Origin of the sequence: Kitasatospora sp. NBC_00240 (assembly GCF_026342405.1) — a bacterium.
In the GTDB taxonomy this organism is placed as follows: domain Bacteria; phylum Actinomycetota; class Actinomycetes; order Streptomycetales; family Streptomycetaceae; genus Kitasatospora.
Map to the genome: position 1 here is coordinate 2,238,751 of NZ_JAPEMU010000001.1, position 18,976 is coordinate 2,257,726.

16 protein-coding genes are annotated in these 18,976 nt (G+C 76.3%); 6 read left to right on the forward strand and 10 right to left on the reverse strand.

Annotated features, from left to right (window positions below; translation table 11 throughout):
* Window positions 1-23 precede the first annotated feature (23 nt).
* Entirely contained in the window at window positions 24-1,289 is a 1,266-nt protein-coding gene (locus tag OG689_RS09370; protein ID WP_266326987.1) for an MBL fold metallo-hydrolase, read from the forward strand.
* 196 nt (window positions 1,290-1,485) lie between these two features.
* Here OG689_RS09370 and OG689_RS09375 read toward each other — a convergent pair whose 3' ends face one another.
* The 5 genes from OG689_RS09375 to OG689_RS09395 all read right to left on the reverse strand — a co-directional run bounded on the left by OG689_RS09375 (window position 1,486) and on the right by OG689_RS09395 (window position 7,886).
* Entirely contained in the window at window positions 1,486-2,454 is a 969-nt protein-coding gene (locus OG689_RS09375; RefSeq protein WP_266319304.1) for a DUF389 domain-containing protein, read from the reverse strand.
* A gap of 136 nt (window positions 2,455-2,590) precedes the next feature.
* A complete protein-coding gene (locus OG689_RS09380; RefSeq protein ID WP_266319305.1) occupies window positions 2,591-2,947 on the reverse strand; it encodes a hypothetical protein in 357 nt (118 codons plus the stop codon).
* A gap of 77 nt (window positions 2,948-3,024) precedes the next feature.
* On the reverse strand, window positions 3,025-3,606 hold the full coding sequence (locus OG689_RS09385; protein WP_266319306.1) for a TetR/AcrR family transcriptional regulator: 582 nt from the start codon (window positions 3,604-3,606) through the stop codon (window positions 3,025-3,027).
* A gap of 117 nt (window positions 3,607-3,723) precedes the next feature.
* On the reverse strand, window positions 3,724-6,450 hold the full coding sequence (locus tag OG689_RS09390) for a DUF6493 family protein (protein ID WP_266319308.1): 2,727 nt from the start codon (window positions 6,448-6,450) through the stop codon (window positions 3,724-3,726).
* Window positions 6,447-7,886 carry an SWIM zinc finger family protein gene (locus tag OG689_RS09395; RefSeq protein WP_266319309.1) on the reverse strand — a complete coding sequence of 480 codons (1,440 nt, stop codon included), beginning with the start codon at window positions 7,884-7,886 and terminating at the stop codon, window positions 6,447-6,449. Before OG689_RS09395 ends, OG689_RS09390 begins: the two co-directional genes overlap by 4 nt.
* A 123-nt stretch (window positions 7,887-8,009) precedes the next feature.
* Between OG689_RS09395 and OG689_RS09400 the strand changes: the two genes are divergently transcribed.
* The gene (locus OG689_RS09400) at window positions 8,010-8,918 is read left to right on the forward strand and encodes an acyl-CoA thioesterase II (RefSeq protein WP_266319310.1); all 909 of its coding nucleotides are present in this window, start codon (window positions 8,010-8,012) and stop codon (window positions 8,916-8,918) included.
* A gap of 58 nt (window positions 8,919-8,976) precedes the next feature.
* Complete coding sequence (locus tag OG689_RS09405) at window positions 8,977-9,594, forward strand: TetR/AcrR family transcriptional regulator (protein ID WP_073921707.1); 618 nt, start codon at window positions 8,977-8,979, stop codon at window positions 9,592-9,594.
* A 117-nt stretch (window positions 9,595-9,711) separates the two neighbouring features.
* On the opposite strand, the gene OG689_RS09410 is transcribed toward OG689_RS09405, so the two are convergent.
* Window positions 9,712-10,533 carry a putative protein N(5)-glutamine methyltransferase gene (locus OG689_RS09410; RefSeq protein ID WP_266319311.1) on the reverse strand — a complete coding sequence of 274 codons (822 nt, stop codon included), beginning with the start codon at window positions 10,531-10,533 and terminating at the stop codon, window positions 9,712-9,714.
* 421 nt (window positions 10,534-10,954) lie between these two features.
* Between OG689_RS09410 and OG689_RS09415 the strand changes: the two genes are divergently transcribed.
* Window positions 10,955-11,137, forward strand: coding sequence for a hypothetical protein (locus tag OG689_RS09415; protein WP_266319312.1), 183 nt, complete (start codon window positions 10,955-10,957; stop codon window positions 11,135-11,137).
* Between the two features lie 31 nt (window positions 11,138-11,168).
* On the opposite strand, the gene OG689_RS09420 is transcribed toward OG689_RS09415, so the two are convergent.
* Window positions 11,169-13,205, reverse strand: a complete 2,037-nt coding sequence (locus OG689_RS09420; protein WP_266319313.1) for a DUF2398 family protein — start codon at window positions 13,203-13,205, stop codon at window positions 11,169-11,171.
* A 144-nt stretch (window positions 13,206-13,349) separates the two neighbouring features.
* On the opposite strand from OG689_RS09420, the gene OG689_RS09425 reads away from it, so the two are divergent.
* Together OG689_RS09425 and OG689_RS09430 are read left to right on the forward strand one after the other, a co-directional pair.
* Window positions 13,350-14,210: a sterol desaturase family protein gene (locus OG689_RS09425; RefSeq protein ID WP_266319314.1), complete on the forward strand. Its 861-nt coding sequence runs from the start codon at window positions 13,350-13,352 to the stop codon at window positions 14,208-14,210.
* Window positions 14,207-14,971, forward strand: coding sequence for a lysoplasmalogenase (locus tag OG689_RS09430; RefSeq protein ID WP_266319315.1), 765 nt, complete (start codon window positions 14,207-14,209; stop codon window positions 14,969-14,971). The genes OG689_RS09425 and OG689_RS09430 overlap by 4 nt, the downstream gene beginning before the upstream one ends.
* An 87-nt stretch (window positions 14,972-15,058) precedes the next feature.
* Here the strand turns inward: OG689_RS09430 and OG689_RS09435 are convergent, their stop codons facing one another.
* The 3 genes from OG689_RS09435 to ggt form a co-directional block, all read right to left on the reverse strand.
* On the reverse strand, window positions 15,059-15,637 hold the full coding sequence (locus OG689_RS09435) for a hypothetical protein (RefSeq protein ID WP_266319316.1): 579 nt from the start codon (window positions 15,635-15,637) through the stop codon (window positions 15,059-15,061).
* Window positions 15,638-15,826: 189 nt separating this feature from the next.
* On the reverse strand, window positions 15,827-16,630 hold the full coding sequence (locus OG689_RS09440) for an exodeoxyribonuclease III (protein WP_266319317.1): 804 nt from the start codon (window positions 16,628-16,630) through the stop codon (window positions 15,827-15,829).
* 168 nt (window positions 16,631-16,798) lie between these two features.
* Window positions 16,799-18,586 carry a gamma-glutamyltransferase gene (gene ggt, locus OG689_RS09445; RefSeq protein WP_266319318.1) on the reverse strand — a complete coding sequence of 596 codons (1,788 nt, stop codon included), beginning with the start codon at window positions 18,584-18,586 and terminating at the stop codon, window positions 16,799-16,801.
* Window positions 18,587-18,976 lie beyond the last annotated feature (390 nt).

Genomic DNA, 18,976 nt, shown 5'->3' on the forward strand with positions numbered 1-18,976 from the left:
CGCAGTTCTCCTCCCCTCCTCGGTTGTCCGGGCTGCCGCGCACGGCCTGGCACCAGATCCGGACGGAGGCCTTCGGTGCCGACCCGCGCGGTGAGCGACTGGCCCGGATCCACCGCTCACCGCAATTCGTGGACGGCGCGTTCCGCAATCCGGTGCCGACCCGCCGCCTGGTGTACGAGAGGTCACCGCTGGAGGTCACCCACGCCCAGCTGACCGCCGACCGGGTCCGCCGGATGCCCGCCGCCGCAGTGCCGCTGCACCGGCTGCGGCCGGTCGAGCTGGCCGAGCCGCCGGCCTCCGGACTGCGGCTGACCTGGCTGGGCCACGCGACCGTGCTCGCCGAGCTGGACGGCCGGCGGGTGCTGTTCGACCCGGTCTGGGGCGAGCGCTGCTCACCCTTCGGCTGGACCGGCCCCAAGCGGCTGCACCCCGTCCCGATCCCGCTCCCCGAACTGGGCCCGGTCGACGTGGTGGTGGTCTCGCACGACCACTACGACCACCTGGACATGGCGACCATCCGGGCCCTGATCGGCACCGGCGCGACCTTCGCCGTGCCGCTCGGCGTCGGCGCGCACCTGGAGCACTGGGGGGTCCCGGTCGGGCGGATCGTCGAACTGGACTGGTGGGAGTCGGCGGAGGTCGCCGGGCTCACCCTGACCGCCACCCCGGCCCGGCACTACTGCAGCCGGGGGCCGCGCACCAGCCCGCTGTTCCTCTGGGCGTCCTGGGTGGTGGCCGGCCCGCGGCACCGCGTGTTCCACAGCGGCGACACCGGCTACTTCCCCGGCTTCGCCGAGATCGGCCGGCGGCTCGGGCCGTTCGACGCCACCATGATGCAGGTCGGCGCCTACAGCGACTTCTGGCCCGAGGTGCACATGACGCCGGAGGAGGGCGTGCGGGCGCACCTGGACCTCGGCGGCGACGTCATGCTGCCGATCCACTGGTGCACCTTCAACCTCGCGCCGCACCCGTGGGAGGAGCCGCCCGAGCGCAGCGTCGCGGCCGCCGAGGCGCTGGGCGCGACGCTTGCCGTGCCGCGGCCCGGCAAGCCCTTCGAGCCGGCCGAGCCGCCCGCGCTCAAACTGTGGTGGCGGGCCGTCGCCTCGATGCCCGCGGACGCCGACCTGCTCGTCCCGGACTCGCTCGCCGCCGAGGACCCGGCCGTCGAGGTCACCGGGGCCGCGCAGGCCCCGCAGGGCACCCGGGCCGCACAGTCCGGGCAGGCCGCACCCGCCGTCGCCGCCGGACCGCAGGTCGCGGCGGCGGAGGGCGACGGGGTCACCGTCTGACCCGCCGGGGCGGCCGATCCCCCGGCGTACGGGAGGCCGGATCAGCCGCCCCGGCCGTTCGGACCACCGGGCCCGGGCCGGGCCGGCGGCCGCGGCCCCGCCGGGGCGCACCCGGCCGTCGCGGCCGGCCCGCAGGTCGCGCGACGGGCGACGGGCGACGGGGCCGGCGACCACATGCCGCCGGACGGCCCGTGGGTCAGCCGCCGATGCCGCCGGCTCCCGGCCGCATCGCCGCGCGGCCCCGACGCCGGGTCAGCCACCAGGCGCCCCGCTGGACCGTCAGGGTCAGCATCCCCGCCAGCAGGATGCCGGCCGTGTTCAGCGCCAGCTGGGTGGTCGAACCCCAGAACTGCCCCAGGTCGTCGTAGGCGAGGGCGACCGCGGCGTTGGCGGCGGCGGGCACCGTGGTCACCGAGATGGCGACGCCGACCAGCATCCCGGCCTTGGCCGAGGTCAGGGAGAGCAGGCCGGCGATGCCCGCCAGGAAGGCCACCACGAAGGACGTCGCGTCCGGCTTCCAGATGAACGAGGTGTTGGGCCGCGCCGCCTCGAAGGCCTCGTGGCTGAACAGGCCCAGGGCGTCCATCAGCAGCGTGAAGCCGGCGGTCAGGGCCATCGCCAGCGCGAACCCCACCACCAGCGCCATGAGCGAGCGCAGCGCGGGCCTGGCCCGGCGCTGGACGAGTGCGACGCAGAGCCCGGCCAGCGGGCCGAACTCGGGCCCGACCGCCATCGCGCCGACCACCAGGATCGCGCTGTCGAGCACCGCGCCGCAGGCCGCCAGCATGGTGGCGACGGCCAGAAAGGCCAGGTAGACGCCGGTGAGGGTGGACTCCTCATGGGTGATCTCGGAGACCTCCTCCCAGACCAGGGCGTCGGCGCCCTCCCCCGGCGCCAGCCGCTCGGCCTCGTCGGCGGCGGCCGAGAGGGTCAGCTCGACCTGCTCGACGCCGATCGCGCCGCGCTCGGTGATCCCGGTCGCGCGGAGCGCCCCGAGCACCTCGTCGGCGGCCTCGCGGGCCACGTCGCACAGCACCAGGTCACCGGCGGGCCGAACCGCCGCGTCGGGCAGCGTGATCAGGTGGGTCACGCCGACCGAGCCGTCCAGCAGGTCGCGGACGGGCTTGCGCAGGTCGGCGGGCACGATCAGTCGCAGGTGCAGCACAGGTGCTCCGGGCGGGGTTCGGCGGTGGGGACGGCCCACTCTGGACAGGGTGCCCGGGTACCGCCCCCGACCTGACCGGGCACCGGATGCGCCCCGCACGCCGGCGGGCCGTCCCGGGCAACGGCCGGACGTGGGGTCAGACGGGGCGCTTGGCCTGCTCGATCAGCCGGACGGTCGCCCGCGGGTCGGCGACCTCGAGGACCAGGCGGGTGTAGTTCTCGTCGGCGAGCTCGATGACGATCGTACCCGCCGGGTTCTTGACGTCCCAGAAGACCCGGTCGCCGTGGGACCGGAAGGTGCCGGCGGTGATCAGGCCGGGCATGTGGGTGCCGAGCAGCCTGATGCCCTTGGACTCGTGCACGATCCCCGGGTCGATCGTCGCCCCCCGGACGTTGGCGAGCGGGATCTCCAGCCGGCTCTTCAGAGCCCAGACCTTGTCGATCCCCTCGACCTCGACCACCAGGGTGCCGTCGGTGACGCTGACACGGGCCATGGAACGCTCCTCTGTCGGTACTGCTACGGGTGGGTGGTGACGGTGGTGCGGCACTGCCGGGTGTGCTCCCGCGGTGCCTACCGCGGTTCGGACGGCGGTCGCGGCAGCGTGGCGGCGAGGCGGTCGGCGAAGCCGAGAACGGCCTCGGCGGGCGGCGGGGTGCCGGCGGCCCTGGCCCGCAGGCGCAGTCCGAGGACGGCCGCGCCGAGGATCCGGGCCAGGCCGTCGGCCGGCTCCCCCGGCGGCGCTCCCCCCGCCCCGAGGACGGCCGCGACCGCCGCGTCCAGGGCGGCCAGCCCCTCCTCCGCCAGCGCGGCGACCTCCGGGTCGGCCGGTGCCCGCTCGGCGGCGGCCAGCAGCAGGAACCCGGCCGCGGGACCGCCGTCGTAGGCGGCGACGGCCCCGGTCAGCAGGCCGGCCAGATCGGTGGCGGTGGCGAGGGCGGCGACCGCCGGGAGGACTTCCTGGTCCAGGTGCCGGCGCAGGGCGGCCAGGTAGAGGCCGCGCTTGCTGCCGAACACCTTGTAGAGGCTGCCCCGGTGGACGCCGAGCCCGGTGACCAGGTCGTCCACCGAGGTGCCCTCGTACCCCCGGGCGGCGAACAGCGCGGCTGCGGCCCGGACGGCCTCGTCCTCGTCGAAAGCGCGTGGTCTTCCCATGCCTCAGACCGTACGGGTTCAAGAACGCTCAGTCAAGAACGACCGTTCTTAAATCCGTACGGCCACCACCGGCCCCCGCCGGTGACCCTGAGACGCCGTCACTCCGGACGGCCCCGGTCACGCCTCCCCCAGCGCCTCCCGCAGTGCCCGTGCCTCGCGCACCAGCCGGCTCGACCCGCCCCGCGCGGCCAGCGCCGTGACCTCGGCGACGGCGCCCCTGGCACCGGAGCGCCGCGCGCAGTCCGCCGCGACACCGAGCAGCTCGCCGCTCCCCCGGGGCGCCTCCCCCGCCAGCAGCCCCGGCAGCGCGCCGGCCAGCACCGACCAGACCGTCCCGTACGCACCCGTCGCGGCCGCCCCGGCCAGCGCCGGCGCCAGCCGGCTCACCTTCAGGGCGCCGACACCCGCCAACGCCGCCAGCTCCCCGCCGAGCAGGCCGCCGTCCAGATCGCCCCGGGCCGCCAGCACGAGCAGCGCGTCCACCGCCGCCGCGCGGTCCTCCTCGTGACGCGCCGCCAGCCCGTAGGCCAGCGCCAGGTGCATCGCCGGCCCGGCCGGACCGTCCGCCTCGGCGAGATACGGGAGCAGCTGCGGGGCGCCCCGCTCGTCCCGGTCGGCGGCGCCCGCGAAGCCGACCAGCAGGCGGGCCGCCAGCTCCTCGCGGTGGTTCGGCAGCGCGGCGAGCCAGTGCGGGGTCGGGTTCCAGTTCCACTCGGTCTGGCTCCTGGCCCGCTGCACACCGGGCTCGGTCGCCGCGAGCAGGTCCAGGCACTCCTCGGCCAGGCCCTCGCCGCCCGGCCCTTCGGGCACCTGCGGCCCCGGCTGGGCGACCTCGTACCGGACCAGGCCCTCCCACCAGCGCTCCTGGTAGCGGTGCTCCGGCTTGCCGCCCCGGCCCGGCGCGAACCGGACCCGCTCGGACGGCTGCGCCGGCAAGCCTCCCGCCCGCAGCCAGGCGGCCACCCGCCGGCCCGCCGGGGAGGTCAGCCGGGCGGCCGCGGCCAGCACCCCGGCGTCACCGGTCGGCGTCACCCGCAGCAGCGCACAGGAGAGGTCCACCTCGCCCGGCCGGGCACCTGCGGCCTCGTAGGCGGCCACCCTGGCCACCAGCTCGGCGGCGTCCAGCGCGCCGGTCGCCACCGACGGGACGGCCAGCAGCAGCGGCGGCCGGGTCGCGGTGACCTGCCAGGCGGCCTCCTCCAGCCGGGCCGCGAACCAGCGCCCGAACACGGTGTTGTTCGCGTGACCGCGCAGCGGGGAGCGATCCGGCCCGTGCAGAGCGCCCCAGAGGCGCTGGGGCGGGAGGAGCCCGGCGACGGCCGACGCCACGTACAGGACGTCCGACGGGCCGCAGTCGACCCACCGCCGCCCGCCCTGCCACTGATGGACCCGCAGCACCGGCTGCAGGGCCTCGACCAGGGCCTCCCGGTCCTGGTGGGCATGGCGGACCAGGCCGTCCAGGGCCCGCTCGAAGGCCGCCACGTCGGCCCCGCCGGCCAGCACCGCGGAGAGCTCCTCGGCGACCTCGGCCGGGGTGGCGAGCGGCCCGGCCAGCGGCTGCGGCTCCGGCGCGGGCGGCAGCAGGTCGGCCGGGGTGTCGGCCGGGGCCGGGAGCGCCAGGCCGAGCAGTTCGGCGGCCCGCCCGTGGTGGACCGGGTTGAGTGCCTCGGCGGCCAGGCGCAGGTCGGGCAGCACGGCCGGGCCGGCCGCCGGCAGGTGCCGGGCGACCACGTTCAGGGCGCGCTCCTGGAGCGCGGTGTCCGGGTGCCCGAAGGCCGCGGCGGTCGCCAGCACCACCGACCCGGCCCGGGCCGGGTCTCGGCGGGCGGCCCGGTCCAGCCAGCCCAGCTGGGCCCGGACCAGCTTCTTCTCGGTGCGGAACAGCACCACGTCGGAGGCCTCGGCGAGCAGGTCGGACGCCAGCAGGCCGCTGTCGTCCAGGCCGGCCAGCACCTGCTGGGCCCGGGCCGCGACCGTCGACAGCCCGTCGAGCATCGCCATGTGGTCGCGGGCGTGGCGGGCGTTCTCCTCCGCCGTCGGCGCGAGCGCCTCCAGCACGGCGAGGAAGGCCCGTTGGTCGTTCGGGCGGCCGCCCCGCACCAGCCGGGCGACGCAGGGCCCGATCAGCTCGGCGCGGTCCAGCTCGCCGGCCCGGGCCAGCTCGGCCAGCGCCCCGGGCCAGGTGTCCTCCGGCTTGCGGTTCGGCGCCGGGGCCAGGCTGCCGGCGACGTCGGCGAGCTCGAACAGCCTCGGCAGCAGGGCCGGCAGCAGGTCGTCCCCGCGCAGCACGGCGAGCAGCGAGCCCCGGCGCCGGCTCCCGTCGGCGCCCCAGGTACGGTCCCGCAGCCAGCCGTCGACGAAAGCGTCGGAGGTCGGCACCGGGCAGCCGGTGCTGCGGACCAGGTACTCGATCACCGGGTAGTCGTCCCACCCCCAGGCGGCGGCGCCGCGGGCGGCGAGCCTGGCCACCACGGTGGCCTGCCAGGCGGCGGGCTGCTGCTCGATCACCTCGACCAGCGCGGACCTGTCCCGGGTTCCCCAGGCCGCGAGCTGGCCGGAGCCGATCCACGCGGCGGCCGCCGTCGGCGCGGTGTGACAGCCGGCGCCCGCCACCCGCAGCGCCTCCCGGATCCGCGCGCTCTCGGGGGTCCACTCCTGGCGCACCCGCTTGCGCAGGTCCTTCAGCTCGGGCAGGCAGGCCCGCCGCTCGGCGGGTGCCATGCCGGCCAGCAGGCCGGGCAACGCGGCGCCGTCCCCGGCGCGGCAGGCGTCGACCACCTTCTGCCCGGCGGTACGGGTGTCGCGCAGGGCCACCTTGAGCCGCAGCTCCTCGCCCCGGTTCACCGGGCCGCCCCGTTCTCCGTCGACGTGGTGACTGCCGCCGCCGTGGCTGCCGACGCCGTCGCCGTCGGCCCGTCCGCCGCCGCGCGGGCCAGGCCGACGGCCAACACGTGCTTGCAGGGCCCGCGCCCACCGCGGTACCTGGCCCACCAGAGGCATGTGCAACTCGCCTGTCCCTTCTCGTCCGTCCTGACCCGCTGGAGGTGGTCGTCGACCGTCACGGTGGCGAGCGTCCCGCCCGGCTCCAGCCGGACGGCGCCGGCCGCGGCGAGCGTCCGCGCGGCGCGCAACCGGGGGTTGTGCGCCTCGGCGCGACCCGAGTCGTAGGGCAACTGCCGGTGGAAGTAGGCGGCCTCGGCGCTGTCGTAGCCGATCTGGCCGGCGGTGCCGAGTCGGGTGAGCGCGGCCCGCACCCGGTCGACCGGCAGGCCGGACTGCTCAGCGAGGTCGGCCGGTTCGATCCGCGGCTCCCAGGCGAGCAGTTCGGCGATCCGGTCGGCGTCCTGCTCGGTGCCGGCGGCGAGCGCGCCGAGCACGCCGCCCTCGCCGGAGAAGCCGCGGGCGGCGTCCGGGGACAGCGTCAGGGTGAGCCGCATGCCGGGCAGCACCACCTCCCAGGCGGCGGCCGCGGCGGCCCGGACGCCGGGCGGGCCGTAGACCCGCAGGGCCCGCGCGTGCCGCAGCACCCGCTGCAGGGCGACGAGCCGCTCGGGGCCGGGCAGGCAGACGGCGCCGGGCACCGGCCGGGTGGTGGGGCGCAGGGTCCGCCCGGCGGGCACCACCCAGCGGACGGCCCGGGACTGCGCACCGCCGCCGGCGGTGCGGGGCAGCGTCCGGAGGAAGGCCACCGCCTCGGCGGCGGGGAGTTCGGCGCGCAGGTCGAGGCCGGCCGCGATCACCTGGGTCTCGGCGAAGCCGCGCAGCCAGCGGTCCGGCAGCGGGACCTTCTTCTCGACCAGCGGCCCGTCGAGGGTGGTGACCTCCAGGGCGTCGGGGCCGACGGCCAGGTGCAGCGGGTCGGTGGCGCCGATCCGGCCGAGCGACTCGCGCAGCGGGTTGTTCACGTCGACGTTGGTGGTGCCGTGGCCGATCTCGTCGCCGTCCAGGCCGTCGGCCAGCACGTCCAGGCGGGCGTAGACGCCGCAGCAGCCGGAGAAGGACTCGAAGCGCAGCCGGTCGCCGTTGGCGGTGACCACCGGGTCGAGCGAGGCTCGCAGCTGGGGCCGGTGGTAACGGGCGGCCGCGACGTCGGCGACGGCCAGCAGCGCGGCGGCGGCCGGTGCGGGGGCGGTCAGGAACCCGGCGAAGAAGCGCGGGTTGGCGGCCGCCCCCAGCGGGGTGGCGCCGCCCGAGGTCTCCAGGGCGAGGCGGCGCCCGCCGGCGCCCTCGTGGACGGCGGACGGGCGGAGGTAGGCGTACGCCTGTACGGCTTGCGTCATGGCCGGAACGTTAGGGCCAGGCTCTGACAAGGCGTCCGACAAGAACGCGTTCTACCATCGGCCGGCCCGTCCGGGTAACCCAGGTCACATCGCCGGACACCCCGTTTCTGCCACTATGAACGGGTGATCGAGCCCACTGAGCAGCAGACGCAGGCAACCGGCGGCATCGGACCGTTCGCCGCACTGCTGCAGATCGAAGAGCTGGACAAGAACCTGTTCCGCGGCTGGTGCCACGCCGGGGCGCCGATGCGCGCCTTCGGCGGCCAGGTCGCCGCGCAGGCGCTCACCGCCGCCGGGCGGACCATCGACCACGGGCGGGCGGTGCACTCCCTGCACAGCTACTTCCTGCGGCCGGGCGACCCGACCCGGCCGATCGACTACGAGGTGGACCGGGTCCGCGACGGACTCTCGTACGCCACCCGGCGGGTGACGGCCCTGCAGAGCGGCCAGGCGATCTTCACGCTCTCGGCCTCCTTCAAGCACCCCGAGCAGGCCGAGAGCCGCCAGCGCACCATGCCGGCAGTACCCGCGCCCGAGGACCTGCCGGACCCCTTCCTGCTCTGGGAGCAGGCCGATCCGGAGGACTACGCCCGGGCGGACGGGTTCCGCACCCTGCAGATGCGGTTCATCCCGCCGGACGCGCCCGGGCTGCCGCCCGCCGTCCCGGGCGTGCCGCAGCAGTTCGTCTGGCTCCGGGCCGGCACCCCGCTGCCGCCCGACGACCAGCTGCTACAGGTGTGCGCGCTCACCTACCTGTCGGACCTCACGCTGGCCTCGACCGCCACCCTGCACCTGCAGCCGCACCGGTTCCAGCGCACCGAACCGCCCGAGGTGATCCTCGCCTCGCTGGACCACGCGATGTGGTTCCACCGGCCGTTCCGGGCCGACGAGTGGCTGCTGTTCGCCCAGCGCAGCCCCTCGGCCTCCGACGGGCGCGGCCTCTCCCACGGCGAGTTCTACAACCGGGAGGGGATGCTGGTCGCCTCGGCCGTCCAGGAGGCCCTGGTCCGCGACCGCCGCGGCCTGCGGTAGCACGCGGGGGTTCCACGCGTCATACTCCGGCAACGCCCCGGCCCGTATGATGGTGCGGGTGACCAAGGTTGACCTGTCACCACGGCCGGTGGAGGCGATGTCTCCACGCCAACTCGAACGCCGCGAGAGCCTGATCGCCGCTGCGCTCGCCCTCGTGAACGAGATCGGCGTCGAACGGTTGCAGATGAAGCAGGTCTGCGAGCGGTCCGGAGTCGCCCTCGGCACGGCGTACCGCTACTTCTCCTCCAAGGACCACCTGCTGGCCGCCGCCATCGCCGAGTGGCACCGGCTGCTGCTGGCCGACCTGGTGGCGGAGCTGCGCGGGCCGCGCGGCGGGCTGGGGACGACGGACCGGGTGGTGCGCTTCGTCCGGCACGGCATGCGCGCCTACCAGCGCCAACCGCAGCTGGCCCGGCTGCGGGTGGCCGTCGCGGCGTCCACCGATCCGTTCGCCAGCGAGGCCCTGCAGGGCATGGCGCGGGCCGACAACGCCGCCCTGCAGGCGGTGATGGCGGAGGTGCCGACGGCGGCGAGCGACCTCGTCCGGCACATCGTGGGCCACGCCTGGCAGGGCGAGCTGACGGCCTGGGTGACCGGCCGGACGACCCTGGGGGACGCCCGGCGCCGGTTGGAGGACGTGGTGCGGCTGGTGCTCACCCCGTACGACACGCCGTGATCCCCCGGGCGACGGCCGCCGCCCGGGACGACCCGGTGGGCGCCGGCCGCCCGTGGTGAGGCGCGCCCGCCGCCGGGCGGCCGGCCCCGGGGTGTCCGGCGGCGGGGGACGACGGCGTCATCGGTCCGCGGGCCGCCCGGACCGCCGGGGAGCCGGCCGGGTGCCCGTCACGACGACGGCGTAGCGCTCCTCGCACTCGGCCACCTCCGCGACCAACCCGGCGGCCTCGACGGTGTGCAGTGCCTCGGGGACCTGGTGCTCGCCCGTCTCGAACAGCAGGTGGCCGCCCGGGGCCAGCCAGGACGCCGCCTCGGCGGTCACCCGGCGCAGCACGTCGAGCCCGTCGGCACCGCCGTCGAGCGCCACCCGCGCCTCGTGCAGCCGGGCCTCGGCGGGCAGCAGCTCCACCTCCTCGGTGGGCACGTACGGCACGTTGGCGAGCAGGACGTCGACCCGGCCGCGCAGGGCCGCCGGCAGCGGGTCGAAGAGGTCCCCCTGGTAGGCCGTGCCGCCGGCCGCCGCGATGTTGCGCCGGGCGCAGCGCACCGCGGCGGGGTCGATGTCGGCGGCGTGGAGGTCGACCGGGCCGAGGGCGGCGGCCAGCGCGGCGCCCAGCGCGCCGGAGCCGCAGCACAGGTCGACCACCACGGCGTCGGGCCGGGCCAGCGCGACCGCCCGTTCGATCAGGAACTCGGTACGGCGGCGGGGGACGAAGACCCCGCCGTCCACGGCGATCCGCAGACCGCAGAACTCGGCCCAGCCGATGACGTGTTCGAGCGGCAGCCCGGCGGCTCGGCGCTCCACCATGGCGGTGAGTTCGGCCGGGGTGGCGGCGGCGGAGAGGAGCAGCCGTGCCTCGTCCTCGGCGAAGACACAGCCGGCGGCGCGAAGCCTGCTGACGAGGGCGGAGAAGGGCGGGAAGGAAGCTGGAGCCGACACGTGAAACCTTTCGGAACGCCGAAGGGCGCTCCCGCGGTCACCTATACCGGTCGGACCGCCCGGTCGCGAGGAAGGAGCACCCGACCTGACACAGCGGTGATGGGTCCCACCTCCTTCGTCCGTTCGCCCCGTGGGTCGGAGCGGGCACCGGGGTCACTCCCGGCTGCCGCCACACTACCCGATCACCGGTGACCGTAAGGGGTGTACGACGGGACCCGACCCGCACGGGCTTCCGGGGGGGCGCACTCCGGCCGGCGGGACGGACGGACGGCGGGGCGCACTCCGGCCGGCGGGGCGGACGGACGGCGGGGCGGGGCGGACGGGCGCCTTCCGGTGGGCGCACTGCACCGACGTCCGGCCCCCGTCCAGACTTCACCCGCCTGTAGTCATCGTTTAACGGTGCGCCGCCATGCTTTCTGACATGAACGCCCAGCCTCTGTCCTCCACCACTCAGGACCAGCGCTTCCCCCTCCCCAAGCGCCACCGCCGCTTCCTCGCCTGCGCCGCGGTCGCCGCCTCGGTCGCGCTCGGCACCCTGGGGGTCGGCGCCACCGTCGAGACCGTCCGCCACGACTCGGTCGCCGCCACCAGCGCCGCGCGGTGAGCCCGCTGCCGGCCGCGGCCGGCGGCCCGGTTCAGGCCGGGAGTTGCTGCGGCCGCTCGGCGGGCCCGCGGGCCGGCGGGACGACCGCTTCGACCTGACCGCCCCGGGCCGGCCGCTCCGCCCGCCCGGGCGCACCGCCGGACACCTGCGCGGACGCCCCGCCCGACCGGACGGCGGACGTCAGGACCGCACCGACGGCCGGTTCAACCCCCTCGGACGGCCGGCACGGCCCAGGCTCCTGCACCGGATACAGCCCCGCGTTCTCGTACTCCGCCGGATCCCCGTACGGCCCGAGCTCCCCGTAGCCGGCCGGCTCCCCGTCGTCGGCGCCGTCGGCGCCGTCCCGGCGGGAGTGCCGACCGGTGCCCGGCGTGGGCAGCAGCTCCGCCTGCGGGGCGTAGCGGGCGGCGGGGGCGCGCAGCAGCCAGCCGGGCGGGTAGGTGCCGCGCGGGGTGGGCGCGATCAGGCCCATCCGGGCCAGCAGGTCGAGCGCGTCGCGGCGCAGCGCCGTCCGGTCGGCCAGGTAGTCGCGGCGCCAGCCGGCCCGCAGGCCGTACTCGTCGGCGATGTCGCCGAGGGCGCCGTCTATCAGCGCGTCGGGTATCGGCACCGCCGGCGCGGTGGGCTCGCCGGGCAGCGGGCGCAGCTCCTCGACCAGCCGTTCCACCAGCAGCAGGGCCGCCCGGGCGAGGGTGCCGGTGCCGGGCAGCGCGAGGTCGGTGAGCTCGTCGGCGGGGTCCAGCAGGGCCACGCCCTCGGTGCGCAGTTCGGCCTCCAGCCCGAGGAACTCGGCGAAGGTCCCGGCCACCGTGTGCCACTGCTCGGCCAGCCAGGCCCGCTCGGCCCCGGCCAGGTCGTCGTGGAGCACGACGGGGGTCTCGGCGAGCCGGCGGCGTACGGCGGTGCCGGGGTCGGTCTCGGCCGCCCGGCGGACCAGGTCCTCGGCGTCGGCGGCCGGTGCGGGCGGCCCGGCGGGCAGCGCGCGGGCGAGCTCCCGGTCGACGGTCAGTTCGGTGGTCGGGTCGAGGGTGTCCAGGCCGCTGCCGGTGGCGCTGAGCACCTGCCAGTCGGTCAGTACCCGCAGCGCCCCGGCCAGATCGGCCTCGGGGCCCGGCCCGCGCCCGGCGGCCGGCGGCGGGGAGGCCGCACGGACGGCGGCGACCAGCCGCCCGAGCGGCAGCCGCTCGGGGGCGTCGACCAGGACGGACAGCGCGACGGCGAGCTGGGCGTACTCGCCGGGGGTGAACGGCGTGCCGCTGCCGGGGTGCTCCAGCCGGCGGGCACCGCCGGGCCCCAGCCCGGCCTTGCCGAGGCGGGCGTGCCAGGGGCCGACCACCAGGCGGTAGCCCAGCAGGGCGTCGAACCGTTCGGTCAGCCAGTCGCGGTGACGGCGGATCAGCGGGAAGCCCTCGCCGTGCGGGCCGGCGGCCGTGATCAGCGGGTGGGCGAGCAGCAGTCGGGCGGCGATCCGGCGCTCGGCGGCGGCCGAACGCTCCTGCGGTCCGGCGGGGGCCGGGGCGGGCTCGGGCCGGCGGTGCTTGCCGCGGCGGCCGCCGGCGGCCGGGGCGGCGGCGTCCACCGCGGCGCCGGCGGTGCGGCGGGACCGGCGCGGGCCGGGCAGCGGCCGGGCCTCGCGGACCGGCCGGGCGGCCTCGGCCAGGGCGCTCGGCCCGTGCCACCAGCTCACGGCTTCGGCGGGCCCGGGCGCATCCGGGGCGGGTGCCGGCGCGCCGGCGGCGGCCGCGCCGTGCCGGGCGCCGAAGTGCCGGGCGCCGTACAGGCCGAAGGCGGCGGTGAAGAGGTCGTGGGCGCCTTCGTCGGAGGCTTCGGCGAACCAGCCGGCCAGGCGGAGCAGCCCTGGGTCCGGGGTCCCGTCCAGGCCCGCGTAGCCGGCGGTCCGCCCGGCTGCCGGCCGCCCGCCGGGGAGCCCGCCCGGTGCCTCGTCAGGGCGGTTGTCGCGCACGGCGACGCAGGCGTCGGTGGTGCCCCGCCCCGCCCCGCCCGTGCGCCCGTCCGACGTGCCGCCGGGCACCCTGACGGTGCCGACCGCGTGCTCCTGCTGATCCATGTCGTGGACCAGATTAGTCGGTGGGCGCGGCGGCCGGTGGCAGCAACCGGGCGACGCCGCGAATTGTCCGGCGGACGCGCCTCGGGCTACGCGCCGGTAACAACCCCTTCCGCCGGGCGCCCGGCGTCGCCTATGGTGCCGGACATGCCGAACCTGCCCGACGTGGTGCTGTGGTCGATACCCGCCTTTGTGCTGCTCACCGTCCTGGAGATCGTCTGCTACCGGTTCCTTCCGGACGACGACGAGCAGGGCTACAGCCCGCGGGACACCACGACCAGCCTCACCATGGGCATCGGCAGCCTGGTCTTCGACGCGCTCTGGAAGATCCCGATCCTGGCGCTGTACGCGGCGCTGTACGAGCTGACCCCGCTCCGGGTGCCCGTCCTGTGGTGGACGGTGCCGCTGATGCTGCTGGCGCAGGACTTCTGCTACTACTGGTCGCACCGCGGCCACCACGTGGTCCGGATCCTGTGGGCCTGTCACGTGGTGCACCACTCCAGCAAGCACTACAACCTCTCCACGGCGCTGCGCCAGCCCTGGACCAGCGCCACCAGCTGGGTCTTCTACGTCCCGATGATCCTGGCCGGCGTCCACCCCGCCGCGCTGGCGTTCTGCTCCTCGGCCAACCTGGTGTACCAGTTCTGGATCCACACCGAGCGGATCGGCCGGCTGCCGCGCCCGGTCGAGTTCGTCTTCAACACGCCGTCCCACCACCGGGTGCACCATGCCTCGCAGGGCGGTTACCTGGACCGCAACTTCGGCGGCATCCTGATCGTCTTCGACCGGATGTTCGGCTCCTTCGCGGCGGAGAGCACCAGGCCGGTCTACGGCCTGACGAAGAATCTGGACACCTTCAACCCGCTGCGGGTCGCCACCCACGAGTACGCCTCGATCGTCAGGGACCTCACGGCGGCCGACAACTGGCGGGACCGCCTGCGCCACCTCACCAAGGGCCCCGGCTGGCAGCCGGTCCGCCCCGACCGCCCGGAGGGCAACGCCGCATGAGCCTCAGCACCACGACCCGTGCCGCCGTCGGCGGGCGCCTGCGCGCCGCCCGCGGCCTGCTCACCGGCTTCGCCGCGACCTCGGTCGCGCACCTGGGCGCGATCCTCACCCACTCCCCCGGGCTCCAGCACGCCACCAAGCCGGCGCTGATGCCGCTGCTGGCGGCGCACAGCCTGGCGAGCACCGAGCGCGCGCCCAAGCTGCTCGCGCCCGCCCTGCTGCTGAGCGCCGGCGGCGACATCCTGCTGCAGGCGGGCGGCGACACCGCCTTCCTGGCCGGCATGGGCTCGTTCGCGGCCGCGCACGTCTGCTACGTGACCATGTTCGTGCGGCGCGGCGCGCTGGACGACCGGCGGCGGACCGCCGTCGTGGCGGCGGCCTACGCGGCGGCCTGGGCGGTCATGATCAGCCAGCTCTGGCCGGGCCTGGGCGACCTCAAGATCCCGGTCGCGGTGTACAGCCTGCTGCTCACCTCGACCGCCGTCACCTCGGCCCGGCTCGGCTGGCGCACCGGCCTGGGCGGGGCGCTGTTCCTGCTCTCCGACACCCTGATCGCCACCCAGCTGGCCGACTGGCGGGAGCTGCCGGGCCACCAGTTCTGGGTCATGGCGACCTACATCGTCGCCCAGTACCTGCTGGCGAGCGGCACGCTGCGGGCCCACCGGGAGGACGGGCCGGACGGCATCGAGGACGCGGACGGCCAGGACGGGCCGGGCCTGCGGGAGGAGCCGGGCCGGGAGCCGCGGCCCGCCACCGCCTGACGCCGCGCCCGACGCACGGCCGCGCCCCCGGACCGGTGGTCCGGGGGCGCGCACGAGCAGGGCCGGGGGCGCCGGGGCCGCGCCGCCTCAGACCGAGTCGGAGGCGGAACGGCGGCGCAGCAGCAGGAAGCCGCCCACCCCGCCGGCCACCAGGACCGCGCCGCCGGCCAGCTCGGCCGGGTTGCTGCCCACCGATCCGCCCAGGCCGGTACTCACGGCCCCGTGCGGCTCCTCGACCAGCCCGCCGTGCCCGGCCTCGGAGGTGACCCAGTCGGTGACCGCCTGGCTGGCCGCGTGGGTCGGGGTGGTGGTGGTCACCGTGGTGACCGTGACCGTGGTGGAGAAGGTCGCGCCGTCCGGGCACTTCCCGTCGACCTTGGCGTCGCCGCCGGGCTTGTTCGCCAGCTTCGCCGAGCCGGTGTGCCGGCCGTCCGAACCGAGGGTCAGGGTGACCGGCCCGCCCTCGAAGGCGCTCGACTCGGCGGTGATGGTCTTGGTGGTGCTCTTCTCGCAGGACACCGTGACGGTGACGCTCTGACCCGGCGCGGCCTGGGCCGGGCTGACCGATGCCCGGTCGCCGTCCTTGGCCAGCGCCGCCGGGGCCGCGAGGGCGAGAAGCAGGGTGGCGCCTGTCAGAGCTGCGGCGGCCGTACGCGTGGGGCGCATACCGGAACCTCCAGGATTCTCGGGCGCAGTCGGGGACTCCTGTGTCCACGTGAACGGACAACTACACCCAGTTACCCCACACGGTAGGCAGCGGCCCTCCGGGCGGCCACCGCACGGGACCGTTCGGGGGCCACCGGTACGCTCCGCGACCGGGTACGGCGGCCCCCACGGCCCGCTCGGCGACCCGGCTCAGAGGTCCAGATCGACGACGACCGGCGCGTGGTCGGACGTCCCCTTGCCCTTGCGCGCCTCGCGGTCGACGTAGCTGTCCGTCACCGCGTCCGCGAAGGCCTTGTTGCCGTACGTGAGGTCGATCCGCATGCCGCGGTTCTTGGGGAAGGCCAGCTGGCGGTAGTCCCAGTAGGTGTACGGGTGGTCGTACTTCAGCGGGCGCGGCACCACGTCCTGCAGGCCGGCCTCGCGCAGGTTCCCCAGGCTGGCGCGCTCCGGCGGGGTCACATGGGTCAGCCCGGCGAAGGCCGCGACGTCGTAGACGTCGTCGTCGGTGGGGGCGATGTTGAAGTCGCCGAGGACGGCGAAGGGCCGCCCACCGGCCGCGTCCTCGACGACGGCCCGGCGCAGCGACTCCAGCCAGTCCAGCTTGTAGCGGTAGTGCGCGTGGTCGACCTCGCGGCCGTTGGGCACGTACACCGACCAGACCCGTACCGGCCCGCAGGTCGCGGCGATCGCGCGGGGCTCCACGTCGGCCAGCAGCGCGTCGTCGGCGAGGTAGCCGGGCTGCTCGGGCAGCCCGCGCACGACGTCGTCCAGGCCGATCCGGGAGAGGATCGCGACGCCGTTCCAGCGGCCGGTGCCGTGCGCGGCCGTATCGTAGCCGAGCTCCTTGACCGCCTCGTGCGGGAAGGCCTCGGTGGAGCACTTGAGCTCCTGCAGGCAGAGCACGTCGGGCTCGGCGCTCTCCAGCCACTCCAGCAGCTTGGGCAGCCGCGCGGTGACGGAGTTGATGTTCCAGGTGGCGATGCGGACGGTCACGGCTGGCGGCCTTCCCGGGTGGGGCGGACAAAGGCCCGGGCGCGGGGGCCCGGGCGAGGGGCGGGCGTCGTTGCGGACGCCCACCCCGAATCTACCGGCAGGCACCGACAGCGGGCCGCAGCCGGAGGTGGGGGCCGCCGCAGCGGCGGGCCCCACCCGGCAAGGCGGCTACCGCGAGGGCCGGACCACCGCCGCCGCGCCGCCGCCGCGCCGCACCGGCTCGGCCGCCGCCACCCAGCGCCCGTCCGCCAGCCGCTCGACGCCGGTGGCGGCGCCGATCTCGGGGGTGACGGCGAAGACGTGCCCGAGCGCCTCCAGCCGGGCCCGCTCGGGCAGTGCCAGGAAGGCCGGCTCGGCCTGGGTCGCGGCGCTGTTGCGCTGGCTGGCCCGGGGCGCGGCGATCGCCTGCTCCAGGCTGAGGCCTCGGTCCAGCCGGCCCAGCAGCACCTGCAGCACGGTGGTGATGATCGTGGCGCCGCCCGGCGAGCCGGCCGCCAGCAGGGGCTCGCCGTCGCGCAGCACGATCGTCGGCGAGATGGAGGAGCGGGGCCGCTTGCCGGGGCCGGGCAGGTTCGGGTCCGGCACACCGGGGGTGTTGGGGGTGAAGGAGAAGTCGGTCAGCTCGTTGTTGAGCAGGAAGCCGCGGCCCGGCACGGTGATGCCGCTGCCGCCGGTCTGCTCGATCGTCAGGGTGTACGAGACGACGTTGCCCCACCGGTCGGCGACGCTCAGGTGGGTGGTGCTCGGGCCCTCGTAGGTCTCGGTGACGGCCGGGCCGGAGCTCGCGCAGGACGCCGGGTGGCGCGGGTCGCCGGGGGCCAGCGGGCTGGTCAGCGCATGGTCGGGGCTGATCAGGCAGGCCCGGGCGGCGGCGAAGCGCGGCGAGAGCAGTTCCTCGGCGGGCACGTCGGAGAAGCGCGGGTCGCCGACCCAGCGGTTGCGGTCGGCGAAGGCGATCCGGCTGGCCTCCAGGTAGTGGTGGTAGTACTGGGTGGTGTCCGCGTCGGGGGGCCCGACGTCCTCCAGGATGCCGAGCGCCTCGCCGGTGGTGGTGCCGCCGGAGCTGGACGGCGCGATCCCGTACACGTCGTAGTCGCGATACGGGACGTGGGTGGGCCGCTGCTGGGCGACCTGGTAGGCCGCCAGGTCGGCGGCGTCCACCCGGCCGGGCCTGGCCACCCGCCCGGACGCCGGGTCGACCGGCGGGTGCTGCAGCGCCTGGACGATGTCGGCGCCGATCGGGCCCTGGTAGAGCGCCTTGGTGCCGTCCCGGCCGAGCTGGCGGTAGGTGGCGGCCAGGTCGGGGTTGCGCAGGGTGGAGCCGACCTCGGGGAGGCTGCCGCCGGGCAGGAAGAGCCGGCCGCTCTCGGGGAAGTCCCGGAACCGGGCCTCGTTGCCGGCCGTCTGGTCCCGGAAGGTCCGGTCGACGGTGAAGCCCTGCTCGGCGATCCGCTCGGCCGGTTTCAGCACCTCGCCGAGCGAGCGGCTGCCCCAGAGCTGAAGGGCCTTCTCCCAGGTGGCCGAGGTGCCGGGGACCCCGACGGAGAGGCCGCTGGTGACGGCGTCGGCGAAGGCCAGCGGCTTGCCGTCGACCAGGAAGAGCGAGTCGTCGGCGGTGCGGGAGGCCGTCTCGCGGCCGTCCAGGGTGGAGACCCGGCCGGTGGCGGCGTCGTAGTGGACGAAGTAGCCGCCCCCGCCGATTCCGGCCGAGTAGGGCTCGGTGACACCCAGCGCGGCGGCGGTGGCGACCGCCGCGTCCACGGCGTTGCCGCCCTTGCGGAGGACCTCGATGCCGGCCGCGGTGGCGTCCGCGTCCACGCTGGCGACCGCGCCGCCGTAGCCCACGGCCTCCGGCACCTTGGCCGGCGGGGCGGCCGCCCCGGCCGGCGCCACCGAGGCACAGACCAGCGCGGTGGCGAGCAGCAGCGGCGGGGCGATGCGGGCCAGGGCTCTCATACGGACCTCCTGAGACGACGTCAGGTCCGTTCTTTCACAGTGGAGGTGTACCGGACAACAGGGCCTCGGCCCCGGCCGGACGACCCGGGCCGGCCGGCGGCCCCGCGACGGGCGGCCCGGCCGGGCCGGACGCGGCGGGGCAGGCCGAACGGCGCGCGGCGGGGCGACCGAACCGGCCGGGCGGAGCGGTCGGGCGCGACGGCCCGGCGGGACGGCAGGGCAGGGTGGGCGGGGTGGCCGGAATGCGGCGCCTGATCTCGGCCAGTAGCCTGCGTCACACTCATCACGCATTGCATGTGCGGCGGCACGCCTGGTAGTCATTGTCATGGCATGAACACACCGAGAGGATTCGCCATGACGACCAGAAGACCCTGGGCCCGACCCAGCACG

Excerpts from the sequence above, each read along its gene's own strand:
- OG689_RS09430 (WP_266319315.1), top strand. The coding sequence starts at position 14,207 with ATGAGCCTCAGCACCACGACCCGTGCCGCCGTCGGCGGGCGCCTGCGC.
- OG689_RS09415 (WP_266319312.1), top strand. The coding sequence starts at position 10,955 with ATGAACGCCCAGCCTCTGTCCTCCACCACTCAGGACCAGCGCTTCCCC.
- OG689_RS09420 (WP_266319313.1), bottom strand. The coding sequence starts at position 13,205 with ATGGATCAGCAGGAGCACGCGGTCGGCACCGTCAGGGTGCCCGGCGGC.
- OG689_RS09395 (WP_266319309.1), bottom strand. The coding sequence starts at position 7,886 with ATGACGCAAGCCGTACAGGCGTACGCCTACCTCCGCCCGTCCGCCGTC.
- OG689_RS09380 (WP_266319305.1), bottom strand. The coding sequence starts at position 2,947 with ATGGCCCGTGTCAGCGTCACCGACGGCACCCTGGTGGTCGAGGTCGAG.
- OG689_RS09425 (WP_266319314.1), top strand. The coding sequence starts at position 13,350 with ATGCCGAACCTGCCCGACGTGGTGCTGTGGTCGATACCCGCCTTTGTG.
- ggt (WP_266319318.1), bottom strand. The coding sequence starts at position 18,586 with ATGAGAGCCCTGGCCCGCATCGCCCCGCCGCTGCTGCTCGCCACCGCG.
- OG689_RS09435 (WP_266319316.1), bottom strand. The coding sequence starts at position 15,637 with ATGCGCCCCACGCGTACGGCCGCCGCAGCTCTGACAGGCGCCACCCTG.
- OG689_RS09385 (WP_266319306.1), bottom strand. The coding sequence starts at position 3,606 with ATGGGAAGACCACGCGCTTTCGACGAGGACGAGGCCGTCCGGGCCGCA.